Origin of the sequence: Streptomyces sp. NPDC001315, from assembly GCF_042896175.1 — a bacterium.
Taxonomy (GTDB): Bacteria; Actinomycetota; Actinomycetes; order Streptomycetales; family Streptomycetaceae; genus Streptomyces.
In genome coordinates this window covers 62824-85182 of the sequence record NZ_JBIAWZ010000024.1, presented here as the reverse complement: position 1 = coordinate 85182, position 22359 = coordinate 62824, and the positions used below count along the sequence as shown (strand labels likewise).

Annotated in this window: 23 protein-coding genes; 11 read left to right on the top strand and 12 right to left on the bottom strand. The window is 70.5% G+C overall.

Annotated features, from left to right (window positions below; genetic code table 11):
- Positions 1–50 precede the first annotated feature (50 nt).
- Entirely contained in the window at positions 51–1409 is a 1359-nt protein-coding gene (locus tag ACFY16_RS37270) for a helix-turn-helix domain-containing protein (RefSeq protein ID WP_390651653.1), read from the top strand.
- Here the strand turns inward: ACFY16_RS37270 and ACFY16_RS37265 are convergent.
- The 4 genes from ACFY16_RS37265 to ACFY16_RS37250 form a co-directional block, all read right to left on the bottom strand.
- On the bottom strand, positions 1355–1543 hold the full coding sequence (locus ACFY16_RS37265; protein ID WP_390651652.1) for a hypothetical protein: 189 nt from the start codon (positions 1541–1543) through the stop codon (positions 1355–1357). The two genes, ACFY16_RS37270 and ACFY16_RS37265, sit on opposite strands and share 55 nt — an antisense overlap.
- 251 nt (positions 1544–1794) lie before the next feature.
- Positions 1795–2580 (bottom strand): DUF4253 domain-containing protein, encoded by a 786-nt coding sequence (locus ACFY16_RS37260; RefSeq protein ID WP_390651651.1) that lies wholly within the window; start codon positions 2578–2580, stop codon positions 1795–1797.
- Positions 2581–2639: 59 nt separating this feature from the next.
- Complete coding sequence (locus tag ACFY16_RS37255) at positions 2640–2888, bottom strand: DUF397 domain-containing protein (RefSeq protein ID WP_390651650.1); 249 nt, start codon at positions 2886–2888, stop codon at positions 2640–2642.
- Entirely contained in the window at positions 2885–3712 is an 828-nt protein-coding gene (locus ACFY16_RS37250) for a Scr1 family TA system antitoxin-like transcriptional regulator (protein WP_390651649.1), read from the bottom strand. The genes ACFY16_RS37255 and ACFY16_RS37250 overlap by 4 nt, the downstream gene beginning before the upstream one ends.
- Positions 3713–3825: 113 nt before the next feature.
- Between ACFY16_RS37250 and ACFY16_RS37245 the strand changes: the two genes are divergently transcribed.
- A complete protein-coding gene (locus tag ACFY16_RS37245; protein ID WP_390651648.1) occupies positions 3826–4239 on the top strand; it encodes an ATP-binding protein in 414 nt (137 codons plus the stop codon).
- A 115-nt stretch (positions 4240–4354) separates the two neighbouring features.
- On the opposite strand, the gene argS is transcribed toward ACFY16_RS37245, so the two are convergent.
- Positions 4355–6121 (bottom strand): arginine--tRNA ligase, encoded by a 1767-nt coding sequence (gene argS / locus ACFY16_RS37240; RefSeq protein ID WP_390651647.1) that lies wholly within the window; start codon positions 6119–6121, stop codon positions 4355–4357.
- A gap of 157 nt (positions 6122–6278) precedes the next feature.
- On the opposite strand from argS, the gene lysS reads away from it, so the two are divergent.
- Positions 6279–8027 (top strand): lysine--tRNA ligase, encoded by a 1749-nt coding sequence (gene lysS, locus ACFY16_RS37235; protein WP_390651646.1) that lies wholly within the window; start codon positions 6279–6281, stop codon positions 8025–8027.
- An 85-nt stretch (positions 8028–8112) separates the two neighbouring features.
- On the opposite strand, the gene ACFY16_RS37230 is transcribed toward lysS, so the two are convergent.
- The 3 genes from ACFY16_RS37230 to ACFY16_RS37220 all read right to left on the bottom strand — a co-directional run bounded on the left by ACFY16_RS37230 (position 8113) and on the right by ACFY16_RS37220 (position 11569).
- Entirely contained in the window at positions 8113–9480 is a 1368-nt protein-coding gene (locus ACFY16_RS37230; protein WP_390651645.1) for a DUF2637 domain-containing protein, read from the bottom strand.
- Positions 9481–9633: 153 nt separating this feature from the next.
- Positions 9634–10578 (bottom strand): DUF3558 family protein, encoded by a 945-nt coding sequence (locus tag ACFY16_RS37225; protein ID WP_390651644.1) that lies wholly within the window; start codon positions 10576–10578, stop codon positions 9634–9636.
- A 118-nt stretch (positions 10579–10696) separates the two neighbouring features.
- Positions 10697–11569 carry a DUF3558 domain-containing protein gene (locus ACFY16_RS37220; protein ID WP_390651643.1) on the bottom strand — a complete coding sequence of 291 codons (873 nt, stop codon included), beginning with the start codon at positions 11567–11569 and terminating at the stop codon, positions 10697–10699.
- 240 nt (positions 11570–11809) lie between these two features.
- Here ACFY16_RS37220 and ACFY16_RS37215 point away from each other — a divergent pair, with 240 nt between their 5' ends.
- A complete protein-coding gene (locus ACFY16_RS37215) occupies positions 11810–13003 on the top strand; it encodes an RtcB family protein (protein WP_390651642.1) in 1194 nt (397 codons plus the stop codon).
- Positions 13004–13097: 94 nt separating this feature from the next.
- On the opposite strand, the gene ACFY16_RS37210 is transcribed toward ACFY16_RS37215, so the two are convergent.
- The 3 genes from ACFY16_RS37210 to ACFY16_RS37200 all read right to left on the bottom strand — a co-directional run bounded on the left by ACFY16_RS37210 (position 13098) and on the right by ACFY16_RS37200 (position 14504).
- Positions 13098–13274, bottom strand: coding sequence for a hypothetical protein (locus tag ACFY16_RS37210; RefSeq protein ID WP_390651641.1), 177 nt, complete (start codon positions 13272–13274; stop codon positions 13098–13100).
- Positions 13274–14050, bottom strand: a complete 777-nt coding sequence (locus tag ACFY16_RS37205; RefSeq protein ID WP_390651640.1) for an SDR family NAD(P)-dependent oxidoreductase — start codon at positions 14048–14050, stop codon at positions 13274–13276. Before ACFY16_RS37205 ends, ACFY16_RS37210 begins: the two co-directional genes overlap by 1 nt.
- A 115-nt stretch (positions 14051–14165) precedes the next feature.
- A complete protein-coding gene (locus tag ACFY16_RS37200) occupies positions 14166–14504 on the bottom strand; it encodes a YnfA family protein (protein WP_390651639.1) in 339 nt (112 codons plus the stop codon).
- Between the two features lie 202 nt (positions 14505–14706).
- On the opposite strand from ACFY16_RS37200, the gene ACFY16_RS37195 reads away from it, so the two are divergent.
- Positions 14707–15186: a MarR family winged helix-turn-helix transcriptional regulator gene (locus ACFY16_RS37195; RefSeq protein WP_390651638.1), complete on the top strand. Its 480-nt coding sequence runs from the start codon at positions 14707–14709 to the stop codon at positions 15184–15186.
- 61 nt (positions 15187–15247) lie between these two features.
- On the opposite strand, the gene ACFY16_RS37190 is transcribed toward ACFY16_RS37195, so the two are convergent.
- Positions 15248–16087 (bottom strand): DUF6597 domain-containing transcriptional factor, encoded by an 840-nt coding sequence (locus ACFY16_RS37190; protein ID WP_390651637.1) that lies wholly within the window; start codon positions 16085–16087, stop codon positions 15248–15250.
- Positions 16088–16220: 133 nt separating this feature from the next.
- On the opposite strand from ACFY16_RS37190, the gene ACFY16_RS37185 reads away from it, so the two are divergent.
- The 6 genes from ACFY16_RS37185 (at position 16221) to ACFY16_RS37160 (ending at position 22251) form a co-directional block, all read left to right on the top strand.
- The gene (locus tag ACFY16_RS37185; protein WP_390651636.1) at positions 16221–17318 is read left to right on the top strand and encodes an LLM class flavin-dependent oxidoreductase; all 1098 of its coding nucleotides are present in this window, start codon (positions 16221–16223) and stop codon (positions 17316–17318) included.
- Positions 17315–17914, top strand: a complete 600-nt coding sequence (locus ACFY16_RS37180; protein ID WP_390651635.1) for an FMN reductase — start codon at positions 17315–17317, stop codon at positions 17912–17914. Before ACFY16_RS37185 ends, ACFY16_RS37180 begins: the two co-directional genes overlap by 4 nt.
- Positions 17915–18030: 116 nt before the next feature.
- Positions 18031–18825: a response regulator transcription factor gene (locus tag ACFY16_RS37175; protein WP_390651634.1), complete on the top strand. Its 795-nt coding sequence runs from the start codon at positions 18031–18033 to the stop codon at positions 18823–18825.
- Positions 18826–20268, top strand: a complete 1443-nt coding sequence (locus ACFY16_RS37170) for an ATP-binding protein (protein ID WP_390651633.1) — start codon at positions 18826–18828, stop codon at positions 20266–20268.
- Between the two features lie 109 nt (positions 20269–20377).
- The gene (locus ACFY16_RS37165) at positions 20378–21430 is read left to right on the top strand and encodes a permease (RefSeq protein ID WP_390651632.1); all 1053 of its coding nucleotides are present in this window, start codon (positions 20378–20380) and stop codon (positions 21428–21430) included.
- Positions 21427–22251 (top strand): TIGR03943 family putative permease subunit, encoded by an 825-nt coding sequence (locus tag ACFY16_RS37160; protein ID WP_390651631.1) that lies wholly within the window; start codon positions 21427–21429, stop codon positions 22249–22251. The genes ACFY16_RS37165 and ACFY16_RS37160 overlap by 4 nt, the downstream gene beginning before the upstream one ends.
- The last annotated feature ends 108 nt before the right edge of the window (positions 22252–22359 follow it).

Genomic DNA, 22359 nt, shown 5'->3' with positions numbered 1-22359 from the left:
AACGACCCCTCCCTGGAACGCGGGGATGGGACACGGGGGAGGGAAGAACGGTGTCGGAGGGAACTGCGGGCGCGGAGTTCGCGGAGCTGCTGCGTGAGTTGAAGGAGCGTTCCGGGCTGAGTTACGGGGTGCTCGGCAAACGGCTCCACATGAGTACGTCGACCTTGCACCGCTACTGCAACGGGGATGCCGTACCGACGGACTACGCCCCTGTGGAGCGGCTCGCCCGCCTCTGCAAGGCGTCGCCGGACGAGCTGGTCGAGCTGCACCGGCGGTGGGTGCTGGCGGACGCGGCGCGGGGGCGGAAGGAACCAACGCCTGAGCCGCAGCCGAGGTCGGAGCCGGTGCAAGAGCCGGGGCGGCAGCCGGTGCGAGAGCCAGCGCGGGAGCCGAGGCCAGAGCCGGCGCCCGAGCCGACACTCACGCCCGAGCCGACGTACGCGTCCGGGCCGGCGGCTGTGGAGGAGGTCGTCCCGGAAACCCGCCGTCAGACCCGTACCGCCGTCATCGCCGGGCTCGTCGTCGCCGCCGTGCTCAGTGCCGTCACGCTGGCTGTGGGCCTTCCCTCCGGCGGCTCGGACGACGGTGACGGGCGCCCCGTCGGGGCCGGGTCGGGGCAGGGCGCGGGCGGCGGGAGTGCCGCGCGGACGCCGGACGACGGCGCCTCGACGTCTGCTTCCGCCTCCGCCTCCGCCTCTCCCTCCGGTTCCGTTTCCCCCTCAACCTCCGCGCCCGCCTCGACCTCGGCTTCCGCTGCCACGGAGGGAGGTGGGGCCGAGGGCGGTGACGCCGCCTCCGACGCCGTGCCGCTGACGGTCACCACGAGCCCGTACACCTGGGAAAGCCCCTGCTCCCAGCACTACTTGATCGACCGGCCGCCGGGGGAGGTGGCGCCGCCGCCGCTGGAGTCGGATGCGACCGCCTGGGTGGCCGCGCACAAGGCCGTGTCGTCGGGGGAGCAGTTCGTCACGCTGACCGTGCAGGGCACCGGGAAGGAGACCGTGGTCGTGGACAGCCTGACGGTCCGTACGAGCAAGAGCTCGCCCCTCGCCTGGAACGACTACGCCATGGGCTACCCGGGGGTCGGCTGTGGTGGCGGTGTGTCGACCCGGTCCTTCACCGTGGCCCTCGATGCCGCGCGTCCGGCCGTCGTGCCCGAGGCGGGGCAGCGGGACTTCCCGTTCAAGGTGAGCGAGTCCGACCCGGAGGTCTACTACATCACCGCCGACGCCTCCGCGTACGACGTGAGCTGGTACCTGGAGCTGGCCTGGTCCAGCGGCTCCCGGCACGGCACGCTCCGGATCGACGACCACGGCAGGCCGTTCCGCACGAGCGGCAACAACGGGCGGCCCGCCTACGAGTTCCCGCTCGGCGGCTCGGGGTGGGTCAAGGCCGGGACGACTTCGTAGGCGGAGGACGCCGACGGCAGGCCCGCGTCCGACGGTCCCTCGTCGCGCAGGCCCTCTCCGCTCCGGCACGCCGAGAGGGCGAGCGCGGCGAGGACGGTCAGCGAGGCGGCGAGGAGACGGGCGCGTGCGGACATGGGGGCCTTCCGGGTGGGGGAGGTCTGCTGCCTGAACCGGCTGTGGACCTGAACCGGCCGTGGACCCAAGCCTGGGCCGTACCTCCACCGGGGCGCCATGCCTACGGCGGTTTTCGGGACGCCGGGACCCGGACCACGCCCGCGACCTGCGGAAACGATGCGGTCCCGGGACGGAGAACGGGACGCGGGCGCCATCAATCACCGCCGGGAGCCAGGTTGTCGACCGCGGCATCGACGACCCGGACCGGTCCTCAGTCCCAGCAGAAGGACCACGTCTGTTCGCCGACCAGGTCCTTCGCGTAGTCGCGCAGAGCGTCCGGGCCGTCGTGCGTGATGTTGTCCGGACAGAACGCGAAGTGCTCCGCCGCCACTGCCTCGGCTTCGGCCGGGGTCGTGGGCGGGGCGGCGACGGACACGACCATGCGGTCGAAACCGAGGGCGACGACCCGTATGCCGAAGCGGTCCTCCCAGGAGCGCAGGACCGCGCAGTAGACGGCGACGTCCTCCTCGTAGTTCAGGGGGCCGGTCCAGCCGATGGCCGCCGGGATGTCGGCGCTGCGGCGGGCCGGCACCAGGGCCAGGTGCGGCTCCTTGAACCAGGCGCGGTCGTCGGCCAGGGAGTCGGCGACCTCGGCGGCACGCGTGTCCGGATCGGCGGTGCGGGTGAGGGGGGCGGTAAGGCCGGGCCACTCGTCCTCCGCCGCCGCGTACTCCTCCCAGAACTCCTCGAGTACCTCCTCGGCGTCGTGATTCCCCGGATACGACGCCTCCCCGGGCATCAAGTCCCACTCCTGCGGCCCGCCTTGGCTGCCGCCGAGGTCGATCAGAACGGGGAGGAGTCCCGCGCGCCCGGCGCGCGTGCCCAGCGCCGTCCAGTTGCCGGTGGACGCGGGCTGCTCGGCGTGCCACAGCAACGGCTCGTGCCAAGGACCCTCGTCTGTCGCGTCGATCAGTCTCCCGAGCGGGAGTTGGAGCCCGAGCGAACGACCGCTCGGGTCGGCCGCCAGCGCGGGCAGCGGGTTGGGAAGTGTCGCCATGCCGCCGACTGTAGGGGCAGGCACTGACAACGGTCGGCGCGGGCTGCCAAGTCGCTTACCTAGCGGGCGAGGGAGGCGGTGAAGGCGGTCCAGGTGGTGGGGGCGACCGTGAGGGTGGGGCCGCTGTCCTCGGGGTTCTTGGAGTCGCGGATGTGGATGGTGTGGGGGCAGGTGGCGACCTCGACGCACTGGCCGCCCTCGTCGCCGCTGTAGCTGGACTTGCGCCAGGTGTAGGCGACTTCGAGGCATGCGCCGCCCTCGCTACCGCTGTAGGTCGACTTGAACCACTGAAGTGCTTCGGTGCTCATTGCTCTCCTAGCAGGCGGTCAAGGAGACCCATCGAATCCTGGGTGGTCAGGGCCTGTGTCCGCAGCATCGCATACTTACGAGCCAGGATGGACACCTCATCCGGGTCGGAAACCCACTGGCTGCCGCGCTGCGACTCGGTGTAGGCGAGGTGCTGGTGGTCCGGGGTTTCGAGGAGGGTGAAGGGGCCGTTCAGTCCAGCGTGATGAGGGCTGTTCAGGGGGAGGAACTGCAGTGCCAGCCCGGGTAGTTCGGCGATAGAGCGCAGGTGCCGGAGCTGCTCCCTTCGCACCTCCTGGGTGCCGATCTCCAGCCGCAGCACCGGCTCCCACACGACGAAGCTGAGTGTGGGCGGGACCTTGCGGTGCAGGATCTCCTGGCGACCTACGCGGGCAGAGGTCTTGGTCTCGATCTCGTCCTCGTCATAAGCGGGAACGCGTTCGCGCAGTACTGCACGGGCGTACGACTCTGCCTGGAGGAGGCCGGGGAGTACCGCGTTGTCGTACCAGGACAGGGCGATGGCCTCCCGCTCGTGCTCCACATATTGCTCCGCCCACATCGGAAACTGATCGATCTCCGGCAGGTTCGCCACCCCCGCCGCCAACAGCCCTTTCGTCCCCAGGATTTCGTCCAGGAGCTCCGCCAGATCCGGCTTCAGTGGGCGCCTTCCCTGCTCGATCGACGCGATCGTCTCCTCGTCGAGCATCAGTCGCTCCCCGAGTTCCCGTTGCGTCATACCCGCCGTCCGCCGGGCCGTGCCGAGCTGGACGCCCAGCATCTTCGTGGCCGAGAAATTCTTCTTCCGCAGAAGTTTCCTGGAGTTCATGCTGGTCCAACTCCCCACGCCTGCCCGTACGTGACCCCGTATGAACCCGTACAAAAATTCCGTACGGGTTCACTCGGTGATACACCGTAGTGACTCTCCGCAACTCTCGTCCCGTGAACGAGACGATCCAACTCCCGCCCCTGCGCGAGAAGTTCTTCCGGCGTGAGCGTCGGTCCGTGCCCGCCGCCAGGCAGTTCGCGTACGAGGCGCTGGTCGGCTGGGGGCTCGCGGGTACCGCGGTCGGGGACGACGTGCTGCTGTGCGTGAGTGAGCTGGCCACGAACGCGCTGGTGCACGGTGTACCGCCCGGGCGTCACTTCCTGGTGTTCCTGCGGTGCGACGGGCACGTGCTGCGGGTGGAGGTGCACGACAGTGGGCCGGGCGTGCCGCGCGTCGTGGACGAACGGGACGAGGGCGGGCGGGGGTTGTTGCTGGTCGCGGCCTTGTCCGACAAGTGGGGTGTGGGGGAGCGGGACCTCGGCAAGGTGGTGTGGTGCGAGTTCGCGTGCCTACGAACCGGTACGTGACCTGTGTGTCCGCTGGTTTGCCGCAGCCGGACGCGGAAGAGCACCGGTACGGCATGCCGTACCGGTGCTCTTCGAGCGGGCGTCGGCGCGGATCCGGGGATCCGCGCCTGCTGGGTCAGAGGCGCTCAGGCGTCCTGATGCCCAGCAGGGCCATGCCCTTGTGGAGCGTGCGGGCCGTCAGGTCGACTAGGAACAGACGGTTCTCCACCTGCTCCGGCGTCTCGGCCTTCAGGACCGGGCACTGGTCGTAGAACGTCGTGAGCAGCGACGCCAGCTGGTACAGGTACGCCGTCAGCTTGTGCGGGGCGTGCTCCGTCGCCGCGTCCGCCACCGTCTCCGCGAACGCGTCCACGTGCAGGCCCAACGCCCGCTCCGCCGGGGCCAGTTCCAGCTCGGGGTGGGCGGCCGGCCGGGCCTCGCCCGCCTTGCGCAGGATCGACTTGATACGGGCGTACGCGTACTGGAGGTAGACGGACGTGTCGCCGTTCAGCGACACCATCTGGTCCAGGTCGAACTTGTAGTCCCGCACCGCCGACGTCGACAGGTCCGCGTACTTCACGGCGCCGATACCGACGTACTGGCCGTTCTCGACGATCTCCTGCTCGGACAGGCCCACCTTCTCGGCCTTCTCCCGGACGACGGCCGTCGCCCGCTCGACCGCCTCGTCGAGGAGGTCGACCAGCTTGACCGTCTCGCCCTCACGGGTCTTGAACGGCTTGCCGTCCTTGCCGAGGACCGTGCCGAAGGCGAGCTGGAAGGCCTTGACGCCGTCGTTCAGCCAGCCGGCCCGGCGGGCGGTCTCGAAGACCATCCGGAAGTGCAGCGCCTGCCGGGCGTCCACGACGTATAGGAGGGAGTTCGCCTTCAGGTTGAAGACGCGGTCGCGGATCGCGGAGAGGTCGGTCGCCGCGTAGCCGTAGCCGCCGTCCGACTTCTGCACGATCAGCGGGACCGGGTTGCCGTCCGGGCCCTTGATGTCCTCGAAGAACACGCACAGCGCGCCCTCGGAGCGGACCGCGACACCGGATTCCTCCAGCAGGCGGCAGGTCTCCGCGAGCATGTCGTTGTAGCCGGACTCGCCGACGATGTCCGCGTCCCGGATCTCCATGTCCAGCTTCTCGAAGACGGAGAAGAAGTAGATCTTCGACTCGTCCACGAACTTCTGCCAGGTGGCGAGGGTGTGCGGGTCCCCGGCCTGGAGGTCCACGACCCTGCGACGGGCCCGCGTCTTGAACTCCTCGTCGGAGTCGAAGAGCTTCCTGGCCGCCTTGTAGAGGCGGTCGAGGTTCGACATCGCCTCCTCGCCGCTCACCTCACCGGCCTTGTGGTCCAGCTCGTGCGGGTGCTCGTCCAGGTACTGGATGAGCATGCCGAACTGGGTGCCCCAGTCGCCGATGTGGTGCCGCCGGACGACGGTCTCGCCCGTGAACTCCAGGAGCTTGACCACCGCGTCGCCGATCACAGCCGAGCGCAGGTGGCCGACGTGCATCTCCTTCGCCACGTTCGGCTGCGCGTAGTCGATCACCGTCGTGCCCGGGTGCGCGGCGAACGGCACGCCGAGGCGGTCGGTGTCCGCGTACCGCACGGCCAGGTTCTCCGTGATCGCCTTGTCGCTGATCGTGATGTTCAGGAAGCCGGGGCCGGAGACCTCGATGTCCTTGATCACGTCACCGGTGACGATGTGGGAGACGACCTGCGTCGCCAGCTCCCGCGGGTTGGCCTTGGCCTTCTTGGCGAGCGCCAGGATGCCGTTCGCCTGGAAGTCCGCCCGGTCGCTTCGTCGCAGCAGCGGGTCCGCGGAACCGGCATCCGGCAGGGCTGCCGAGAGTGCCGTCGCGAGGTGCTGCTGGACGGAGTCGCTGAGGGACGTGACCGAGGCCATAGGAGTGGGTGCCGTTCTCCTCGTGGGATGGATAGACCCGCCCAGTATCCCATGGGGGGTAAAGCGGTTTTCCCAGGCGCGGGGTGGTCTGGGAGAATGGGGGCGGTCAGTACCCCCAGACAGCGACCCCCAGACAAAGCCTTCAGAAAAAGAGGACGTGCCGATCGTGGCTCAGAGCACCGAGACCACCGACTGGGTCTCCCGTTTCGCGGATGAGGTCATCGAGGAGTCGGAGCGTCGGGCCCCGGGCAAACCGGTCGTCGTCGCGTCCGGCCTCTCCCCCTCGGGCCCCATCCACCTGGGGAACCTCCGTGAGGTCATGACCCCGCACCTCGTCGCCGACGAGATCCGCCGGCGGGGCCACCAGGTCCGGCACCTGATCTCCTGGGACGACTACGACCGCTACCGGAAGGTGCCCCAGGGCATCGCCGGCGTGGACGAGGACACGTACAAGGAGCACATCGGCAAGCCGCTGACCTCCGTCCCGGCCCCGAAGGGCTCGTCGTACCCGAACTGGGCCGAGCACTTCAAGGCCGCGATGGTCGAGGCGCTCGCCGAGCTGGGCGTCGAGTTCGACGGGATCAGCCAGACCGCGCAGTACACCGCCGGTGTCTACCGCGAGCAGATCCTGCACGCCATGAAGCACCGGGGTGACATCGACGCGATCCTCGACCAGTACCGCACCAAGAAGGCTCCGGCGAAGAAGCAGCAGTCGCAGAAGCCCGTCGACGAGGCCGAGCTGGAGGCGGCGGAGGGCTCGGGCGCGGCCGCCGAGGACGACGGCAGCTCCGGCTCCGCCGGGTACTTCCCGTACAAGCCGTACTGCGGCAACTGCGAGAAGGACCTCACCACCGTCACCTCGTACGAGGACGACACCACCGAGCTGACGTACAGCTGCAACGCCTGCGGCTTCTCCGAGACCGTCCGGCTGAACGAGTTCAACCGGGGCAAGCTGGTCTGGAAGGTCGACTGGCCGATGCGCTGGGCGTACGAGGGCGTCGTCTTCGAGCCGAGCGGTGTGGACCACTCCTCTCCCGGGTCGAGCTTCCAGGTCGGCGGCCAGATCGTCGGGATCTTCGGCGGCAAGCAGCCCATCGGGCCCATGTACGCGTTCGTGGGTATCAGTGGCATGGCGAAGATGTCGTCGTCGAAGGGCGGGGTGCCCACCCCCGGTGACGCGCTGAAGATCATGGAGCCGCAGCTCCTGCGCTGGCTGTACGCCCGCCGCAGGCCCAACCAGTCGTTCAAGATCGCCTTCGACCAGGAGATCCAGCGCCTCTACGACGAGTGGGACAAGCTCGACTCCAAGGTCGCCGACGGGTCCGCGCTTCCGGCGGATGTCGCCGCCCACGCGCGTGCTGTGCGGACGGCCGCTGCCGAGCTGCCGCGTACGGCCCGGCCGTTGCCGTACCGGACGCTGGCGTCCGTCGCCGACATCACCGCCGGTCACCAGGACCAGGCGCTGCGGATCCTGTCCGAGCTGGACCCGGACAACCCGATCGGCTCGCTGGACGAGGCGCGGCCCCGGTACGACAAGGCCGAGGCGTGGATCAACACCCACGTCTCCGCCGACCAGCGCACCATCGTGCGTGAGGAGCCCGACGCCGAGCTGCTGAAGTCTCTCGACGAGGCCTCCCAGCAGTCGCTGCGGCTGCTGGCCGACGGGCTGGCCGACCACTGGTCGCTCGACGGGCTGACCCACCTCGTCTACGGCGTTCCCAAGGTCCAGGCCGGCTTCTCCGCCGACGCCACGCCCAAGGAACTCCCGCCGGAGATCAAGACCGCCCAGCGGACGTTCTTCGCACTGCTGTACCACCTGCTCGTCGGCCGCGACACCGGCCCGCGCCTGCCCACGCTGCTGCTGGCGGTGGGGCAGGAGCGGGTGCGGGAGCTGCTCGGGGAGTAGTACCCGCGATACGCGGAAAGGGGCCCGGCGATCTCGCCGGGCCCCTTTTTTCATCGGCTCGTCCGTCGCCCTCACCGCCACCTCGCTACGCGATGTGGTCGTCCTGCAGTTCCGCGGTGTGACGGTTCGTGAAGCGCAGCACCATCCGCTTGGCGTCGGCGTCCAGGACGGGAACGCCGTAGGTCGCCTCGACGTTGTCGCTGAACTCGCGCGGGGTGGGATAGCTGCCGTTGATCGACTGCTTGAAGACCTGGTAGTAGGACTCCTCGTCCGGCTCCACGGCCGGGGTGCCGCCGCCTTCGCCGAGCTGACGGGTGCGGTTCGGGCCGGCCGGGATGGGGAACGTGCCGGTCTCCTCCGGAGAGGGCTCCTGCGCGGGCGGCTCCTCGTAGTACTGGTCCTGATACTGCTCCGCCTGCTGCTGCTCGGCGTACCAGTCGGCGTACTGCTGCTCGGGGTCGTAGGCCGGGTCGTAGCCGCCCTGGTACTCCGTCTGCCGAGGGGTCTCGAACCAGGGGCTCTGGTCGGGTTCGGCCTCGTACTCCGGCTGCCCCATGCCGGCGTTGCCGACCAGCTCCGGGCGCTGCTCGCCCGAAGGTGCCGCTTGCTGGGGGACGGGCGCCGGGCCGGCGGCACGACCGCCCGCGACTCCGGCGTCCGGATCGACCACGCCGGCCGCGGGAGCCGTACCGGCCGCGGGGGCGATGCCCACCGCGGGAGCCGCGGTCAGCGCCGGCTGCGGTGCGGGCGGGAGCAGGGCCGGCTCGATGCCCGCCGCCGCCAGGCCCGCCGGAGCCGTCTCCGCCAGCGGCACCCCGTACCGGGCCAGGCGCAGCGGCATCAACGACTCCACCGGGGCCTTGCGCCGCCACGCCCGGCCGAAGCGGGAGCGCAGACGGGCCTGATAGACGAGACGCTCCTGCTCCAGCTTGATGACCTGCTCGTAGGAGCGCAGCTCCCACAGCTTCATACGACGCCACAGGAGAAACGTCGGGAGGGGGGAGAGCATCCAGCGCGTGAGGCGGACACCCTCCATGTGCTTGTCGGCCGTGATGTCCGCGATCCGGCCGATGGCATGGCGGGCCGCCTCGACGGCCACGACGAACAGCACCGGGATCACCGCGTGCATGCCCGTACCCAGCGGGTCCGGCCACGCCGCAGCGCCGTTGAAGGCGATCGTCGCCGCCGTCAGCAACCACGCCGTCTGCCGCAGCAGCGGGAACGGAATACGGATCCAGGTCAGAAGCAGATCCAGCGCGAGGAGGACACAGATGCCCGCGTCGATACCGATCGGGAAGACGTAGGCGAAGTTCCCGAAGCCCTTCTTGAGCGCCAGCTCCCGGACCGCCGCGTACGAACCGGCGAAGCCGATGCCGGCGATGATCACGGCACCGGCCACGACCACGCCTATGAGAACGCGGTGCATCCGAGTCAGCTGGATTGGCGCGGCCACCCGTACTCCCCTCCCCTTGCGTGTTGTTGCGCGCAACAGAGTGGCACATGTGTATGGCGCACGTGTTGCCGGTACGCCAGGAGCCCGGCCCCGAAGAGGTCGGACTCCGTCAAAAAGGCGGAATCGACTACGAGTTGGTCCCAGGCGTGACGGTCAGCTGTTCTTCGACGCCGACTTCGACGGGGAGGCGGTCGCCGACTTGGACGGCGAGGACGATGCCGACTTCGACGGCGCCTTGGACGCCGACGACGATGCCGACTTCGACGGCGAGGGGCTCGCCGTGCCCGCGCCGCCACTGCTGCCGCTGCCGGTGGTGCTGCCGTTCGCCGACGCCACCACCGTCACCGCCTCCTTGGCGGCCTTCTGCGCGGCCGTCGCCAGGCCGTCGGCGCTCGGGGTCTTCTCACCGGCCAGACCCGCGCCGTTGTAGTCGAGAGTGACGACCACGTTCTCCACGCGCGCCACGACCGTCTGCTGCTTGAAGGCGCCTTCCTTCTTCTTCAGGTCGTAGCGCACGGTCGTCGCCGCGTCGCCCGTCCCGGCCAACGGCTCCGACTTCGTGTTCTTCGCCCCCGACACCGCCTGGGCGTCCTGAACCTGCTTCTCGTAGTACGCCTGCGCCTGCTTCTCGCCCGTGCCGCGCGTGGTGTCGGAGTCGAAACGCAGGAGAGAGACGTTGAGCCAGCGGAACTGTGAACCCTTCACGCCCTTGTTCTCCAGGCTGCTCCACGAGCAGCTGGCACGCGACGCCGTGTCGTTCGACGTGCCCTCCTTGCCCGACTTCGCACCCTTCGGCACGAGTTCGGTCAGAGTCTTCGACGACAACACCGCACACGCCTTGGGCAGCTTCTGGTACGCCGCGGCCTGGACCGTCGGCGACGCGCTCACCGACGAGTTCGCACCACTGGCGGAGTCCTTCTGCGCGCTGTCACCGGAGCCGGAGCCCGAGTCGGAGCCCGAGGAACAACCGGCGGCGACCAGCATCACGGGGACTGCCGCCACGCCGGCAAGGGTGCGGCGGAGGCGCTTTGCTCGCTGGTCACGCTGGTCTCGCTGGTCGTCTCGCTGGGCTCGTCGCTGCATGGTTCCTTCACTCATGACGCTCGTGGTTCCTGCGGTCGGATCGGGTCCGAGGGGCCACGGTACGCGGTGAGGAAGCTGTGCGGTCGCGCTTCGTTTGCTTCGAGGACAGGCGTGGACGGGCCCGCAAGTGGCGCTAGCCGGCCAGTGAGTCGGCCAGCTGGGCAGCCAGTTTCCGGGCCCTGTCCTGCATTTCCTTGCTGTCCGGGACGACGCCGACCGTGGCCGGCTGCTCCTCGTACTCGATGGTCACGATGACGTTCGACGTGCGGAACGCCACAGTCACCGTGCGCTGTCTGGCCGTCGAACCGGCGCTGCTGAGCACGTCGTCAATGAACGCCTCGTCGCCGAGATCGCCGAGGGTGCGGGGCTGGAGATCGGCGGGAGTGGCGGAGGAGGAAGAGGAAGGGGTGCCCGAGGGCGACGCCGAGGAAGACGAGGACGACGCCGAGGGCGACGTCGAGGACGGTGTCGCACTCGGGTCGGTGGAGGAAGACCCGGCAGCGATCCCGGTCCCGGTCCCGGCCCCGATCCCGGTGTCGGAGCTGGAGGTGGTCGGCTCCGGCAGGTCCGCCGCCTCCACCTTGGTGGCGAAGAGCTGCTCGGCCTGGCTGTCGTCGCTCACCGTGTTGTCGTACGACACGACCCGCTCGAAGTCGACGAGGAGGTGGTCGGTGGCGTCCGCCGACTCGACCTTCCAGCGACAGCCGACCTTGCGGTCGGTGTCGTACGTCAGCGTCGCCTCGCCCTCGTAGGCCTTTTCCCGCTGCTCCTGGTCCGTGCTCTGCGCGATGCCCGGGAGGAGGGTGTCGAGGGTGCCGTGGCCGACCGCGCCGCAGGGTTCCGGGAGTGTGCGGTACTTCCCGGGCTGGGCCGCGGGCGTCGCCTTGCCGACGCTGCCGGGGTTGGAGTTGTCCGTGGTGTCGCCCTCGCCGGAGCTACCGGTGCAGCCGGCCAGCAGCACCGCGAGGAGCGCGGCGACGCCGGATACGTACGCCTTCCGCTGCACGGTGAGGCTCCCTTCGACGGTGGTGTCCTGGTGGGTGTCTGGCGTGTGTCTGTCCCTGGAACGATCCTGGGCCTGCCAGTGTCCCCGCTGGTTATTCGCTTGCCGCACGGGGGCGCTCCCTGGAGACAATGTGTATCGCACGCACTGCCGTGGACGCCGGTCCGTTGTCCCATTCATCGACCTTGGCGCCGGTTTTGCGTTTTAAGGCTTTTCTTTTGATTCCGGGGGAATGAGGACGATATGTCGTACGTGGAGATGCCGGGCGCGAAGGTCCCCATCCGTATGTGGGCCGACCCCGCGACGGTCGAGGACGTTGCGATGCAACAGCTGCAGAACGTCGCGACCCTGCCGTGGATCAAGGGCCTGGCCGTGATGCCGGACGTGCACTACGGGAAGGGCGCGACGGTCGGGTCGGTCATCGCCATGCAGGGCGCGGTATGCCCTGCGGCGGTCGGGGTCGACATCGGCTGCGGAATGTCGGCGGTGAAGACCTCACTGACGGTGAACGACCTTCCGGGGGATCTGTCGCGGCTGCGGTCGAAGATCGAGCAGGCGATTCCGGTGGGGCGGGGGATGCATGACGATCCCGTGGATCCGGGAGGGTTCCACGGGCTGGCCACCGCGGGGTGGGACGACTTCTGGGGGCGGTTCGACGGGATCGCCGAAGAGGTCAAGTTCCGTCAGGAGCGCGCCACGAAACAGATGGGAACGCTCGGAAGCGGCAACCACTTCGTCGAGGTGTGCACGGACACGGTCGGTTCGGTCTGGCTGATGCTCCACTCCGGGTCCCGGAACATCGGCAAGGAACTGGCCGATTTCCACATCGGGGTGGCCCAGAAGCTCCCGCACAACCAGGGACTGGTCGACCGTGACCTCGCCGTCTTCATCGCGGACACCCCGCAGATGGCGGCGTACCGCAGCGACCTTTTCTGGGCGCAGGAGTACGCGAAGTACAACCGCACACTCATGATGGCGCTCCTCAAGGACGTGATCCGCAAGGAGTTCAGGAAGGCGAAGCCGACCTTCGAGCCGGAGATCAGCGCGCACCACAACTACGTGGCCGAGGAGCGCTACGAAGGCATGGACCTGCTCGTGACCCGCAAGGGCGCGATCCGGGCCGGTTCCGGCGAGTACGGGATCATCCCGGGTTCGATGGGCACGGGGTCGTACATCGTGAAGGGCCTCGGGAACGAGAAGGCCTTCAACTCGGCCTCGCACGGCGCCGGTCGGCGCATGAGCCGCAACGCGGCGAAGCGCCGCTTCTCGACGAAGGACCTGGAGGAGCAGACGCGGGGCGTGGAGTGCCGCAAGGACTCCGGCGTCGTGGACGAGATTCCGGGCGCCTACAAGCCGATCGAACAGGTCATCGACCAGCAGCGCGACCTCGTGGAGGTCGTGGCGAAGCTGAAGCAGGTCGTCTGCGTGAAGGGCTGAGGCAGTTGTCTTTGCAGTCGTGGCGCGGGGCCCGGGTGTGTGCTGCCCGGGCCCCGCGTGCGTCAGGCGGGCCGGTCGCGGAGGTTGTGGAGTCCTACTTCGCGTGTCGTACCGCGTAGATCATCACGAACGCGACGATGTGGATGCCGAAGAGGAAGTACGCCAGGAAGATCCAGACCTGGCGTTCGTTCTTGGTCTCCTGGGCGAGGCGGCGTTTTTCGGCGGTGCGGGCGGGGTCGTCGGGCAGAGGCTCGGGCTCGGCGTCCGGCATCACAGTTCCCGGTGGACCTTCGTGTTGGAGGCCTGGGCGCGCGGGCGGACGACCAGGAGGTCGATGTTGACGTGGGCGGGGCGGGTCACCGCCCAGGTGATCGTGTCTGCCACGTCGTCGGCCGTGAGCGGCTCGGCGACGCCCGCGTAGACCTTCGCCGCCTTCTCCGCGTCGCCGTTGAAGCGGGTCAGCGCGAACTCGTCGGTCTTGACCATGCCGGGCGCGATCTCGATGACACGGACGGGCCGGCCGACGATCTCCAGGCGCAGGGTCTCGGCGAGGACGTGGGCGCCGTGCTTGGCGGCGACGTAGCCCGCGCCGCCCTCGTACGTGCCGTGGCCGGCCGTGGAGGAGACGACCACGATCGTGCCGTCGCCGCTCGCGTCCAGCTTGGGAAGCAGGGCCTGGGTGAGGTGCAGCGTGCCGAGGACGTTCGTCTCGTACATCGTGCGCCAGTCCGCCGGGTCGCCGGTGGCGACCGGGTCGGCGCCGAGTGCGCCGCCCGCGTTGTTGACCAGGACGCCGACGGTCTTGAAGGCGGTCGCGAACTCGTCGACGGCCGTGCGGTCGGTGACGTCCAGCTGGTACGCCGTCGCCGAGTGGCCGGCCGCGTTGAGCTCCTCCGCCAGCGCCTCGATGCGGTCCTTGCGGCGGGCGGTCAGGACGACGCGGTAGCCGGCGGCGGCGAGTTGCCGGGCCGTGGCTGCGCCGATTCCGCTGCTCGCACCGGTGACGACGGCGATGCGGGAGGCGGCGGACGGGGCGGCGGTGGCCATGGGGCTGCTCCTCGGGCGTGCGGGTGAACCAGGCGTGCGGGCGGTCGTTTCTGCTCAGGGCCCAGGGTAGGCGACGGGGGCGATCGCGCGGTCGGGTGTTCCGCGGGGTGAGCGGTCAGCCGCCGTTCCTCGGCGCCCACATGATCACGGCCATTCCGGCGAGGCAGATCAGCGCGCCAGTGATGTCCCAGCGGTCGGGGCGGAAGCCGTCCGCGACCACGCCCCACAGGATCGAACCGGCGACGAAGATCCCGCCGTACGCGGCGAGGATGCGGCCGAAGTGGGCGTCGGGCTGGAAGGTGGCGACGAAGCCGTACGCGCCGAGGGCGAGGACGCCGCCGCTGATCCAGAGCCAGCCGCGGTGTTCGCGCAGGCCCTGCCAGACCAGCCAGGCGCCGCCGATCTCGAAGAGCGCGGCGACGACGAACAGGGCGGCGGAGCGGAGGATCAGCATGCGGGCAGCTTCGCACGCCCTTCGAACGGCTCCGGTGTCACCTGATGGAGGGCGCCTGCCGGCGGCTCCGCGTGGGATACATCCAATGGGATACACGCAGAGCGACATCCATGCGGCTGCGGCGGACGCTGCCTGCGGCCGGCCGCGGCGCGCTCTCTGCGCCGTATGATCTCTGCGCGACGCAGACGAAGAGGAGCGGGGCATGTCCGGGTCCGAGAACGAGCGGTCGCGGCTGCTGGACGAGCTGTCCACCGTCTCCCGCCGCTATATGGCCTCCTACGCCCTGTTCAACCAGGCCGTCGCCGACCACATCGGCCTGCACCCCACCGACCTGCAGTGTCTGAACCTGCTGACGCTGGAGGGTGGTCCGGTGACCACGGGCCGGATCGCGGAGCTGACGGGACTGACGACCGGGTCGGCGACCCGGCTGGTGGACCGGCTGGAGAAGGCGGGATACGTGGTCCGGGAGCGGGACGTGGCCGACCGGCGGCGGGTGCTGGTGGCGACGGTGCCGGAGAGGATCGCCGAGTTCGGGCGGGTGTGGGACCGGCTCGGCGGTGGCTGGACCGCCCTCTTCGACGGGCTGGACGAGACCGAACTCGCGCTGATCATCGGGCACATGAAGCGGACGGTGGACTTCAGCGGGGAGCAGGTCGCCCGGCTGCGGGAGGGGCGGGTCTAGGCCCGGTGGCGGTGGCCGTATCCGCTCGCGGCGGTGCCGTGTCTCCTGGCGGCGATGGACATCACGGCGTTCCACTTCGTGAAGCGGCTGGGTTGGCCGCCGCCGGGTTGGTCGCGTAGGCGGTGGGCGGCACCCCCACCGTCGCCGTGAAGTCGCGGACCAGGTGGGCCTGGTCCGCATATCCCAGGTCGGCGGCGAGGGCCGCCCAGTCGACGGCCGTCTCGGTCTCGGCGCGCTCCAGGGCCTCGTGGATGCGGTAGCGCAGGATGACCCACTTGGGGCCGACGCCGACGTACCCGGCGAACAGGCGTTGCAGCAGTCGTACGGACATCCCCTCGGCGCGGGCGAAGTCGGCGACGCGGCGGATCGTGCGGTCGGTGCGGATGCGGTCGACCAGGCTCGTCGCGAGGTCGGCCTGGGGATCGGGCTGCGGGGCGAGGCCGAGCAGGAAGGCGTCCAGGGCGGCGATGCGGGCGCCCTCGTCGTCAGGCGTGAGGACGGCCTGGAGGTCCGCCGTCGGGAAGGCCTCGGGGGCGTGGACCCGTCGGCCCGTCCACTCGCTCACCCCCTGTCCGGGCGCGAAGGGGCGGAAGCCGCCCGGCCGGAACTTGATGCCGCACACCCGGCCCCGCCCCTCCAGCTTCTGGGTGAACAGGCCGAGCTGGACGCCGGCGACCTCGACGAAGGGGTCCTGGCCCTCGAACTGCTGGAAGACGATGTGCACCGAGGGGTGCGGGACGACGTGGGACACGTACGGCTCGCGGAGGTCCCAGTCGATCAGCCAGTAGTGCTCCACGTGGCTGCGGAGCGCCTCGGCGGGCTCGGGGCGGCGGAAGTCCACGCGCGCGAGGAACTCCGCGGCGCCGACGATTCCTCGGGTGTCACGGCGTGGGGCGGCCATGTCGGGATCGTAGGACGAGGCACTGACATCGATGCCGACGCCGATGCTCGGATTCAGTCGGCGGAATACCTGGGGGCGGGGCACCGTTGGAGGGGTATAGTTGAACCGTCAACAACTTGGAGGTTGAGCGACCATGCAGTTCGGGATCTTCAGCGTCGGCGACGTCACCCCGGACCCGACCACGGGCCGTACCCCGACCGAACGTGAGCGCATCAAGGCCATGGTCGCCATCGCGCTGAAGGCCGAGGAGGTCGGGCTCGACGTGTTCGCGACCGGCGAGCACCACAACCCGCCGTTCGTGCCCTCGTCGCCGACGACCATGCTCGGCTACATCGCCGCGAAGACGGAGAGGCTGGTCCTCTCCACCTCCACGACGCTCATCACCACCAACGACCCGGTGAAGATCGCCGAGGACTACGCGATGCTCCAGCACCTGGCCGACGGCCGGGTGGACCTCATGATGGGCCGCGGCAACACCGGACCGGTCTACCCCTGGTTCGGGCAGGACATCCGCGAGGGCATCAACCTCGCCATCGAGAACTACGCCCTGCTGCGCCGGCTGTGGCGCGAGGACGTGGTGAACTGGGAAGGCAAGTTCCGCTCGCCGCTCCAGGGCTTCACCTCCACGCCGCGGCCGATGGACGACGTACCGCCGTTCGTCTGGCACGGTTCCATCCGCTCCCCGGAGATCGCCGAGCAGGCCGCGTTCTACGGCGACGGCTTCTTCCACAACAACATCTTCTGGCCCGCCGACCACACCAAGCGGATGGTCGAGTTCTACCGGAGCCGGTACGCCCACTACGGCCACGGCACGGCCGAGCAGGCGATCGTCGGCCTCGGCGGTCAGGTGTTCATGCGGAAGAACTCCCAGGACGCGGTGCGCGAGTTCCGTCCCTACTTCGACAACGCGCCGGTCTACGGGCACGGCCCGTCCCTGGAGGACTTCACGGACCAGACCCCGCTGACCGTCGGCTCCCCGCAGCAGGTCATCGAGAAGACGCTGTCCTTCCGCGAGTACGCCGGCGACTACCAGCGCCAGCTCTTCCTGATGGACCACGCCGGGCTGCCCCTGAAGACCGTCCTCGAACAGCTCGACCTGCTCGGCGAGGAGGTCGTACCCGTGCTGCGCAAGGAGTTCGCCGCCGGGCGCCCGGCGGACGTGCCGGAGGCGCCGACCCACCAGTCCCTGCTCGCCAAGGTTTCCACCGACTCGAAGGAGGCCGTCGCATGAAGCTCGTCGTCGTCTCCGCGGGGCTGAGCGTCCCGTCCTCCACGCGGCTGCTCGCCGACCGGCTGGCCGCCGCCGTGGACCGGCGGGCCCCGGCCGACGTCCAGGTCGTGGAGCTGCGCGAGCTGGCCGTCGAGATCGCGCACAACCTCACCAGCGGCTTCCCCGGGCGGGCGCTGGCCGCCGCGTTCGACGCCGTGACGGAGGCCGACGGGCTGATCGTCGTCACGCCGGTGTTCTCGGCGTCGTACAGCGGACTGTTCAAGTCCTTCTTCGACGTGCTCGGCGCGCATGACAAGGACGCCCTGGCCGGCAAGCCGGTGCTGATCGCCGCCACCGGCGGCACCGCCCGGCACTCGCTCGTCCTGGACCACGCCCTGCGCCCGCTCTTCGCCTACCTGCGGGCCGTGGTCGTCCCGACCGGCGTGTACGCCGCCTCGGAGGACTGGGGCGCGGAGGGCCTGCCCGAGCGGATCGAGCGGGCGGCGGGGGAGCTGGCCACCCTGATGCAGGGACTGTCGGCGACCAGGCCGGTCCGGCACGACCTCGACGTGGTGCCGTTCGCGGAGCAGCTCGCCGCGCTGCGGCCCGCGGGGTGAGAGGGCGGTAGGGGCACGGACCGGGTTGCGTCCGGGAGGGTGAGAGGCCAGTAAGAAGGACACCCGAGCCCGGATCATCAGGTCGTACGACACCGGAACCTTGGCAGACTGGGCTCGTGCCCCCGACTGTGCTGCTCGCCGAAGACGACCGCGCCATCCGCCACGCCCTGGAGCGTGCCCTGGCCCTGGAGGGCTACCAGGTCACCGCGGTCGCCGACGGCGTCGAGGCGCTGGCGCAGGCCCACCGCACCCCGCCGGACGTGCTCGTCCTCGACGTGATGATGCCCGGCATCGACGGACTCCAGGTCTGCCGGGTGCTGCGCGCCGAGGGCGACCGCACCCCGATCCTCATGCTGACCGCGCTGGTGGAGACCGCCGACCGGATCGCGGGCCTGGACGCCGGCGCCGACGACTACGTCGTCAAGCCCTTCGACGTGGAGGAGGTCTTCGCCCGGCTGCGCGCCCTGCTGCGCCGCACCAGCCCGAACGAGTCCGTCGCCACCGCCCCCGACGCCCCGAAGGAGGCGCCGCCGGGATCGCCGCCAGGATCGTCGGCGGGGCCGTCGCAGGGATCATCGCCGGGGTCATCGCCGGGCGCGGTCCTGTCCGAGCGGTACATCCAGGCGGCCGGGCTGCGCATGGATCCGCAGGCGCGCCGGGCCTGGCGCGGGGAGCGTGAGCTGGAGCTGACCCGCACCGAGTTCGAACTGCTGGAACTGCTGGTGCGCAACTCGGGCATCGTCCTCGACCACTCCACCATCTACGACCGCATCTGGGGCTACGACTTCGGACCCGGCTCCAAGAACCTCGCCGTGTACGTCGGCTACCTGCGCCGCAAGCTCGACGAGCCCGGCGCGCCGCAGCTGATCCACACGGTGCGCGGCGTGGGTTACGTGCTGCGGGAGGACTGAGTGGGCCGGCTCAGGCGGCTGCTGGCCAGGCGGCGGCCCGGGCTGGTGTCGCTGCGTACCACCCTCGCGGTGTCGTTCGCGGCGGTCACCGCGGCCGTCACCGTCCTCGTCGGCATTCTGTCGTACAGCTCCGCCGCCCGCCTCGTGCGCGTCGACCAGCAGACCGTGTTCGCCGAGGTCGTGCAGGACCTGCGCGACGAGGTCGGCCAGCACCGGATGACGCCCGAAGACTTCTCCTCCTCCGCGCCCGGCCACGACGTCGTACGGCCCGCCCGGACGGACGTGCAGGTGCTGGGCCCGGACGGCACGGTCGTCGACAGCGGCAGCCCGGGCCTGCCGGTCACCGCCGCCGACCGCAGGACCGCCGCGGCCGCCGACGCCGGGCAGCTCACCCAGCACAAGGACGTCGACGTCGGCAACGACGTCTACCGCATCGCGACCGTCGCCCTCGGCGGCGGCCGGGGCGCGGTGCAGGTGGCTCAGGAGTTCAGCGACACCGAGGACCTGCTGCGGGCGCTCCAGCAGCGGACGCTGGCGCTGATGGCGGCCGTCGTCACCGCGGCCGGCCTGTTCGGCTGGTGGCTGGCCCGCCGCATCACCCGCCGCCTGGTCGTCCTCACCTCGGCCGCCGAGGACGTGGCACGCACCCGCCGGCTGGGCGTACAGGTGCCGGTGACCGGCTACGACGAGGTGGGCCGCCTCGGCCGCGCCTTCGACCGCATGCTGGGCCGCCTGGCCCAGTCGGAGGAGGACCAGCGCCGCCTGGTCCAGGACGCCGGCCACGAACTCCGTACGCCGCTCACCTCGCTCCGTACGAACATCTCGCTGCTGCGGAGGATCGACGAACTCCCGCCCGCCACGCGCGACGAACTGGTCGCCGACCTCACGCAGGAGGCGCGTGAACTGACCGACCTGGTCAACGAGCTCGTCGACCTCGCCGCCGGACAGTCCGACACCGAGCCCTCGCAGCAGGTCGACCTCGCCGACATCGCCGAGGACGTCGTCGGCCTCGCCCGCCGCCGCACCGGGCGGGAGGTCGTGCTGCGCGCGAGCGGCGACACCACGGCCCACGGGCGCCCGGGCCTGCTCCAGCGGGCGGTGTCCAACCTGGTCGAGAACGCCACGAAGTTCGACCGCGACGGCACCTCGCCCATCGAGGTCCACGTCGCGGGCCCGGCCCGGCCGGGGACGGTCCGCGTGGAGGTCCTCGACCGCGGCCCGGGCATCGCCGACGCCGACCTGATCCGCATCTTCGACCGCTTCTACCGCGCCGCCGACGCCCGCGCCCTGCCCGGCTCCGGCCTCGGCCTGTCCATCGTGCGGGAGGTGGCCCTGGCACACGGGGGAGCGCCGTTCGCCTTCCGGCGGGAGGGGGGCGGGACGGTCATCGGGTTCACGGTGGGCGGGGGCGCGATGGAGGGGGAGGGCCTGGACGGGGCTTGAGGGTCTTATGGGGCTTTCGTGGCATGTCGTGACGCTATCGACGGCCGTCGGGGCCGCTATCTTCGGTCCGAAGATCCCAATATCCGAAGATCCGACGTTCGGAGATGGCGTGCAGAAGACAGTTGAACCGGCCGAGGAGGCCGAGTCGGCGGTCGCGGCCCTGGCGGCCCTCACGGCCACTGACGACAACGGCGCCCTCTCACGCGGCCGGCCGCGTTTCTGGCCGCTCGTGCTGCTGGGGGCGGCCGTCCTCCCCGGTGTCGCACTCTTCGTCGTCGGCCGCTGGATGGACGCACCGGCGGTGCAGGCCTGGCGGACCGTGTGTCTCGCCGTCACCGTTCAGGCGCTGCCGTTCCTGCTGCTGGGCACGGCCCTGTCCGGCGCGATCAACGCGTTCGTGCCGGCGCGGGTGTTCAGCCGGGTGCTGCCCCGGCGGCCCGTGCTCGCCGTCCCGGTCGCGGGAGTCGCCGGGGTCGTACTTCCCGGCTGCGAGTGCGCGTCGGTGCCGGTCGCGAACAGCCTCATCGGCCGGGGCGTCCCGCCGGCCGCCGCCTTCGCGTTCCTGCTGTCGGCACCCGCCGTCAACCCGGTCGTCCTGACCGCGACGGCCATCGCCTTCCCCGGCAGCCCCGCCATGGTCCTGGCCCGGCTGCTCGCCTCGCTCGCCACCGCCGCCCTGATGGGCTGGCTGTGGCTCTTCCTGGGCCGCGAGAAGTGGCTCAAGCCGACCGTACGGCACACCGGTCACCGGCCCGGGCACAGCCGCTGGACGGAGTTCCGGCTCGGCTTCCAGCACGACTTCCTGCACGCGGGCGGCTTCCTGGTCCTCGGGGCGATGGCGGCGGCCACCTTCAACGTCACCGTCCCGCGCTCCCTGCTCGACACGTTCTCCGGCTCGCCGTGGCTGTCGGTGCTGTTCCTGGCCGCGCTCGCCGTCGTGCTCGCGGTGTGCTCCGAGGCCGACGCGTTCGTCGCGGCCTCCCTCACCGGCTTCTCACCCGTGGCACGGCTGGCCTTCATGGTGGTCGGGCCCATGGTCGACCTGAAGCTGATCGCCCTTCAGGCGGGTACGTTCGGCCGGGCGTTCGCCGTTCGTTTCTCCGCCGCCACGACCGTTGTCGCCGTCCTGTCCAGCGCGCTGATCGGAGGGGCCCTGCTGTGAAACGTCCCTTCCAGGTGACCCTGCTCGTCCTCAGCGGCCTCGGCCTGCTCCACGCCTCGCTCTTCACCGACCTGTGCCTCAGGTACGTCAGGGCGGGGATGCGCCCGATGCTGATCGCGTCGGGGGTGCTGCTGCTCGTACTGGGGGTGGCGGAGGCGTGGTCGTCGCGGCGGGAGCCGGGTGAGGGCCGCGATGGGGAGGGCCGCGGTGGTGAAGGTCGCGACGGCGAGTGCCACGACGGCCAGGGGCATGGCGGTGAGGGGCACGGCGGTGAGGGGCACAGCCATGCCCACGGGCACGACCACTCTTCCGTGCCCCGCGTCGCCTGGCTGCTGTTCCTCCCCGCGCTGAGTCTGCTCTTCTTCGCGCCGCCCGCCCTGGGCGCGTACACCGCCTCCCGCGAGGCTCCCAAGGCCGTCACGGAGCAGCGGCACTTCGACCCGCTGCCCGCGACCTCGCCGGTCCCGCTGACCCTCACCGACTTCACCCGCCGGGCGCAGCAGGACCGCGAGCAGGCCATCAAGGGCCGCAGCATCCAGATGACCGGTTTCGTCGCGCCCGACAAGAAGGGCGGCGGCTGGTACCTGGCCCGGATCATCTTCACGTGCTGCGCGGCGGACGCCCAGTCCGTGAAGGTGCGGATCTACGGCCCTCCGGCCCTGCCCGCCAACACCTGGGTGACGGTCACGGGCACCTGGCACCCCGGCGGCACGCTGGGCACGAAGTCAGCCGCGGCCGCGCTCGACGCCCGTACCGTCAAGGAGGTCGCCCAGCCGGTGAACGCGTACTCGGACGCCCTCCCACTCGTCCCCTCCTCCTGACGGCGGGTCGTGATGGAGGGGCAGGGGCAGGGGGCTGGGGGATCCTCCGGTGCCTATCGTGGGCGCATGCCCCGCGACCCACTGACCTCGCCGTCCACGAGGACGCCG

Bases quoted from the DNA above. Each gene is read 5' to 3' on its own strand.
- ACFY16_RS37265 (WP_390651652.1), bottom strand. From the start codon at position 1,543: ATGTCCGCACGCGCCCGTCTCCTCGCCGCCTCGCTGACCGTCCTCGCC.
- ACFY16_RS37260 (WP_390651651.1), bottom strand. From the start codon at position 2,580: ATGGCGACACTTCCCAACCCGCTGCCCGCGCTGGCGGCCGACCCGAGC.
- ACFY16_RS37255 (WP_390651650.1), bottom strand. From the start codon at position 2,888: ATGAGCACCGAAGCACTTCAGTGGTTCAAGTCGACCTACAGCGGTAGC.
- ACFY16_RS37250 (WP_390651649.1), bottom strand. From the start codon at position 3,712: ATGAACTCCAGGAAACTTCTGCGGAAGAAGAATTTCTCGGCCACGAAG.
- argS (WP_390651647.1), bottom strand. From the start codon at position 6,121: ATGGCCTCGGTCACGTCCCTCAGCGACTCCGTCCAGCAGCACCTCGCG.
- ACFY16_RS37225 (WP_390651644.1), bottom strand. From the start codon at position 10,578: ATGAGTGAAGGAACCATGCAGCGACGAGCCCAGCGAGACGACCAGCGA.
- ACFY16_RS37215 (WP_390651642.1), top strand. From the start codon at position 11,810: ATGTCGTACGTGGAGATGCCGGGCGCGAAGGTCCCCATCCGTATGTGG.
- ACFY16_RS37210 (WP_390651641.1), bottom strand. From the start codon at position 13,274: ATGCCGGACGCCGAGCCCGAGCCTCTGCCCGACGACCCCGCCCGCACC.
- ACFY16_RS37205 (WP_390651640.1), bottom strand. From the start codon at position 14,050: ATGGCCACCGCCGCCCCGTCCGCCGCCTCCCGCATCGCCGTCGTCACC.
- ACFY16_RS37200 (WP_390651639.1), bottom strand. From the start codon at position 14,504: ATGCTGATCCTCCGCTCCGCCGCCCTGTTCGTCGTCGCCGCGCTCTTC.
- ACFY16_RS37195 (WP_390651638.1), top strand. From the start codon at position 14,707: ATGTCCGGGTCCGAGAACGAGCGGTCGCGGCTGCTGGACGAGCTGTCC.
- ACFY16_RS37190 (WP_390651637.1), bottom strand. From the start codon at position 16,087: ATGGCCGCCCCACGCCGTGACACCCGAGGAATCGTCGGCGCCGCGGAG.
- ACFY16_RS37185 (WP_390651636.1), top strand. From the start codon at position 16,221: ATGCAGTTCGGGATCTTCAGCGTCGGCGACGTCACCCCGGACCCGACC.
- ACFY16_RS37180 (WP_390651635.1), top strand. From the start codon at position 17,315: ATGAAGCTCGTCGTCGTCTCCGCGGGGCTGAGCGTCCCGTCCTCCACG.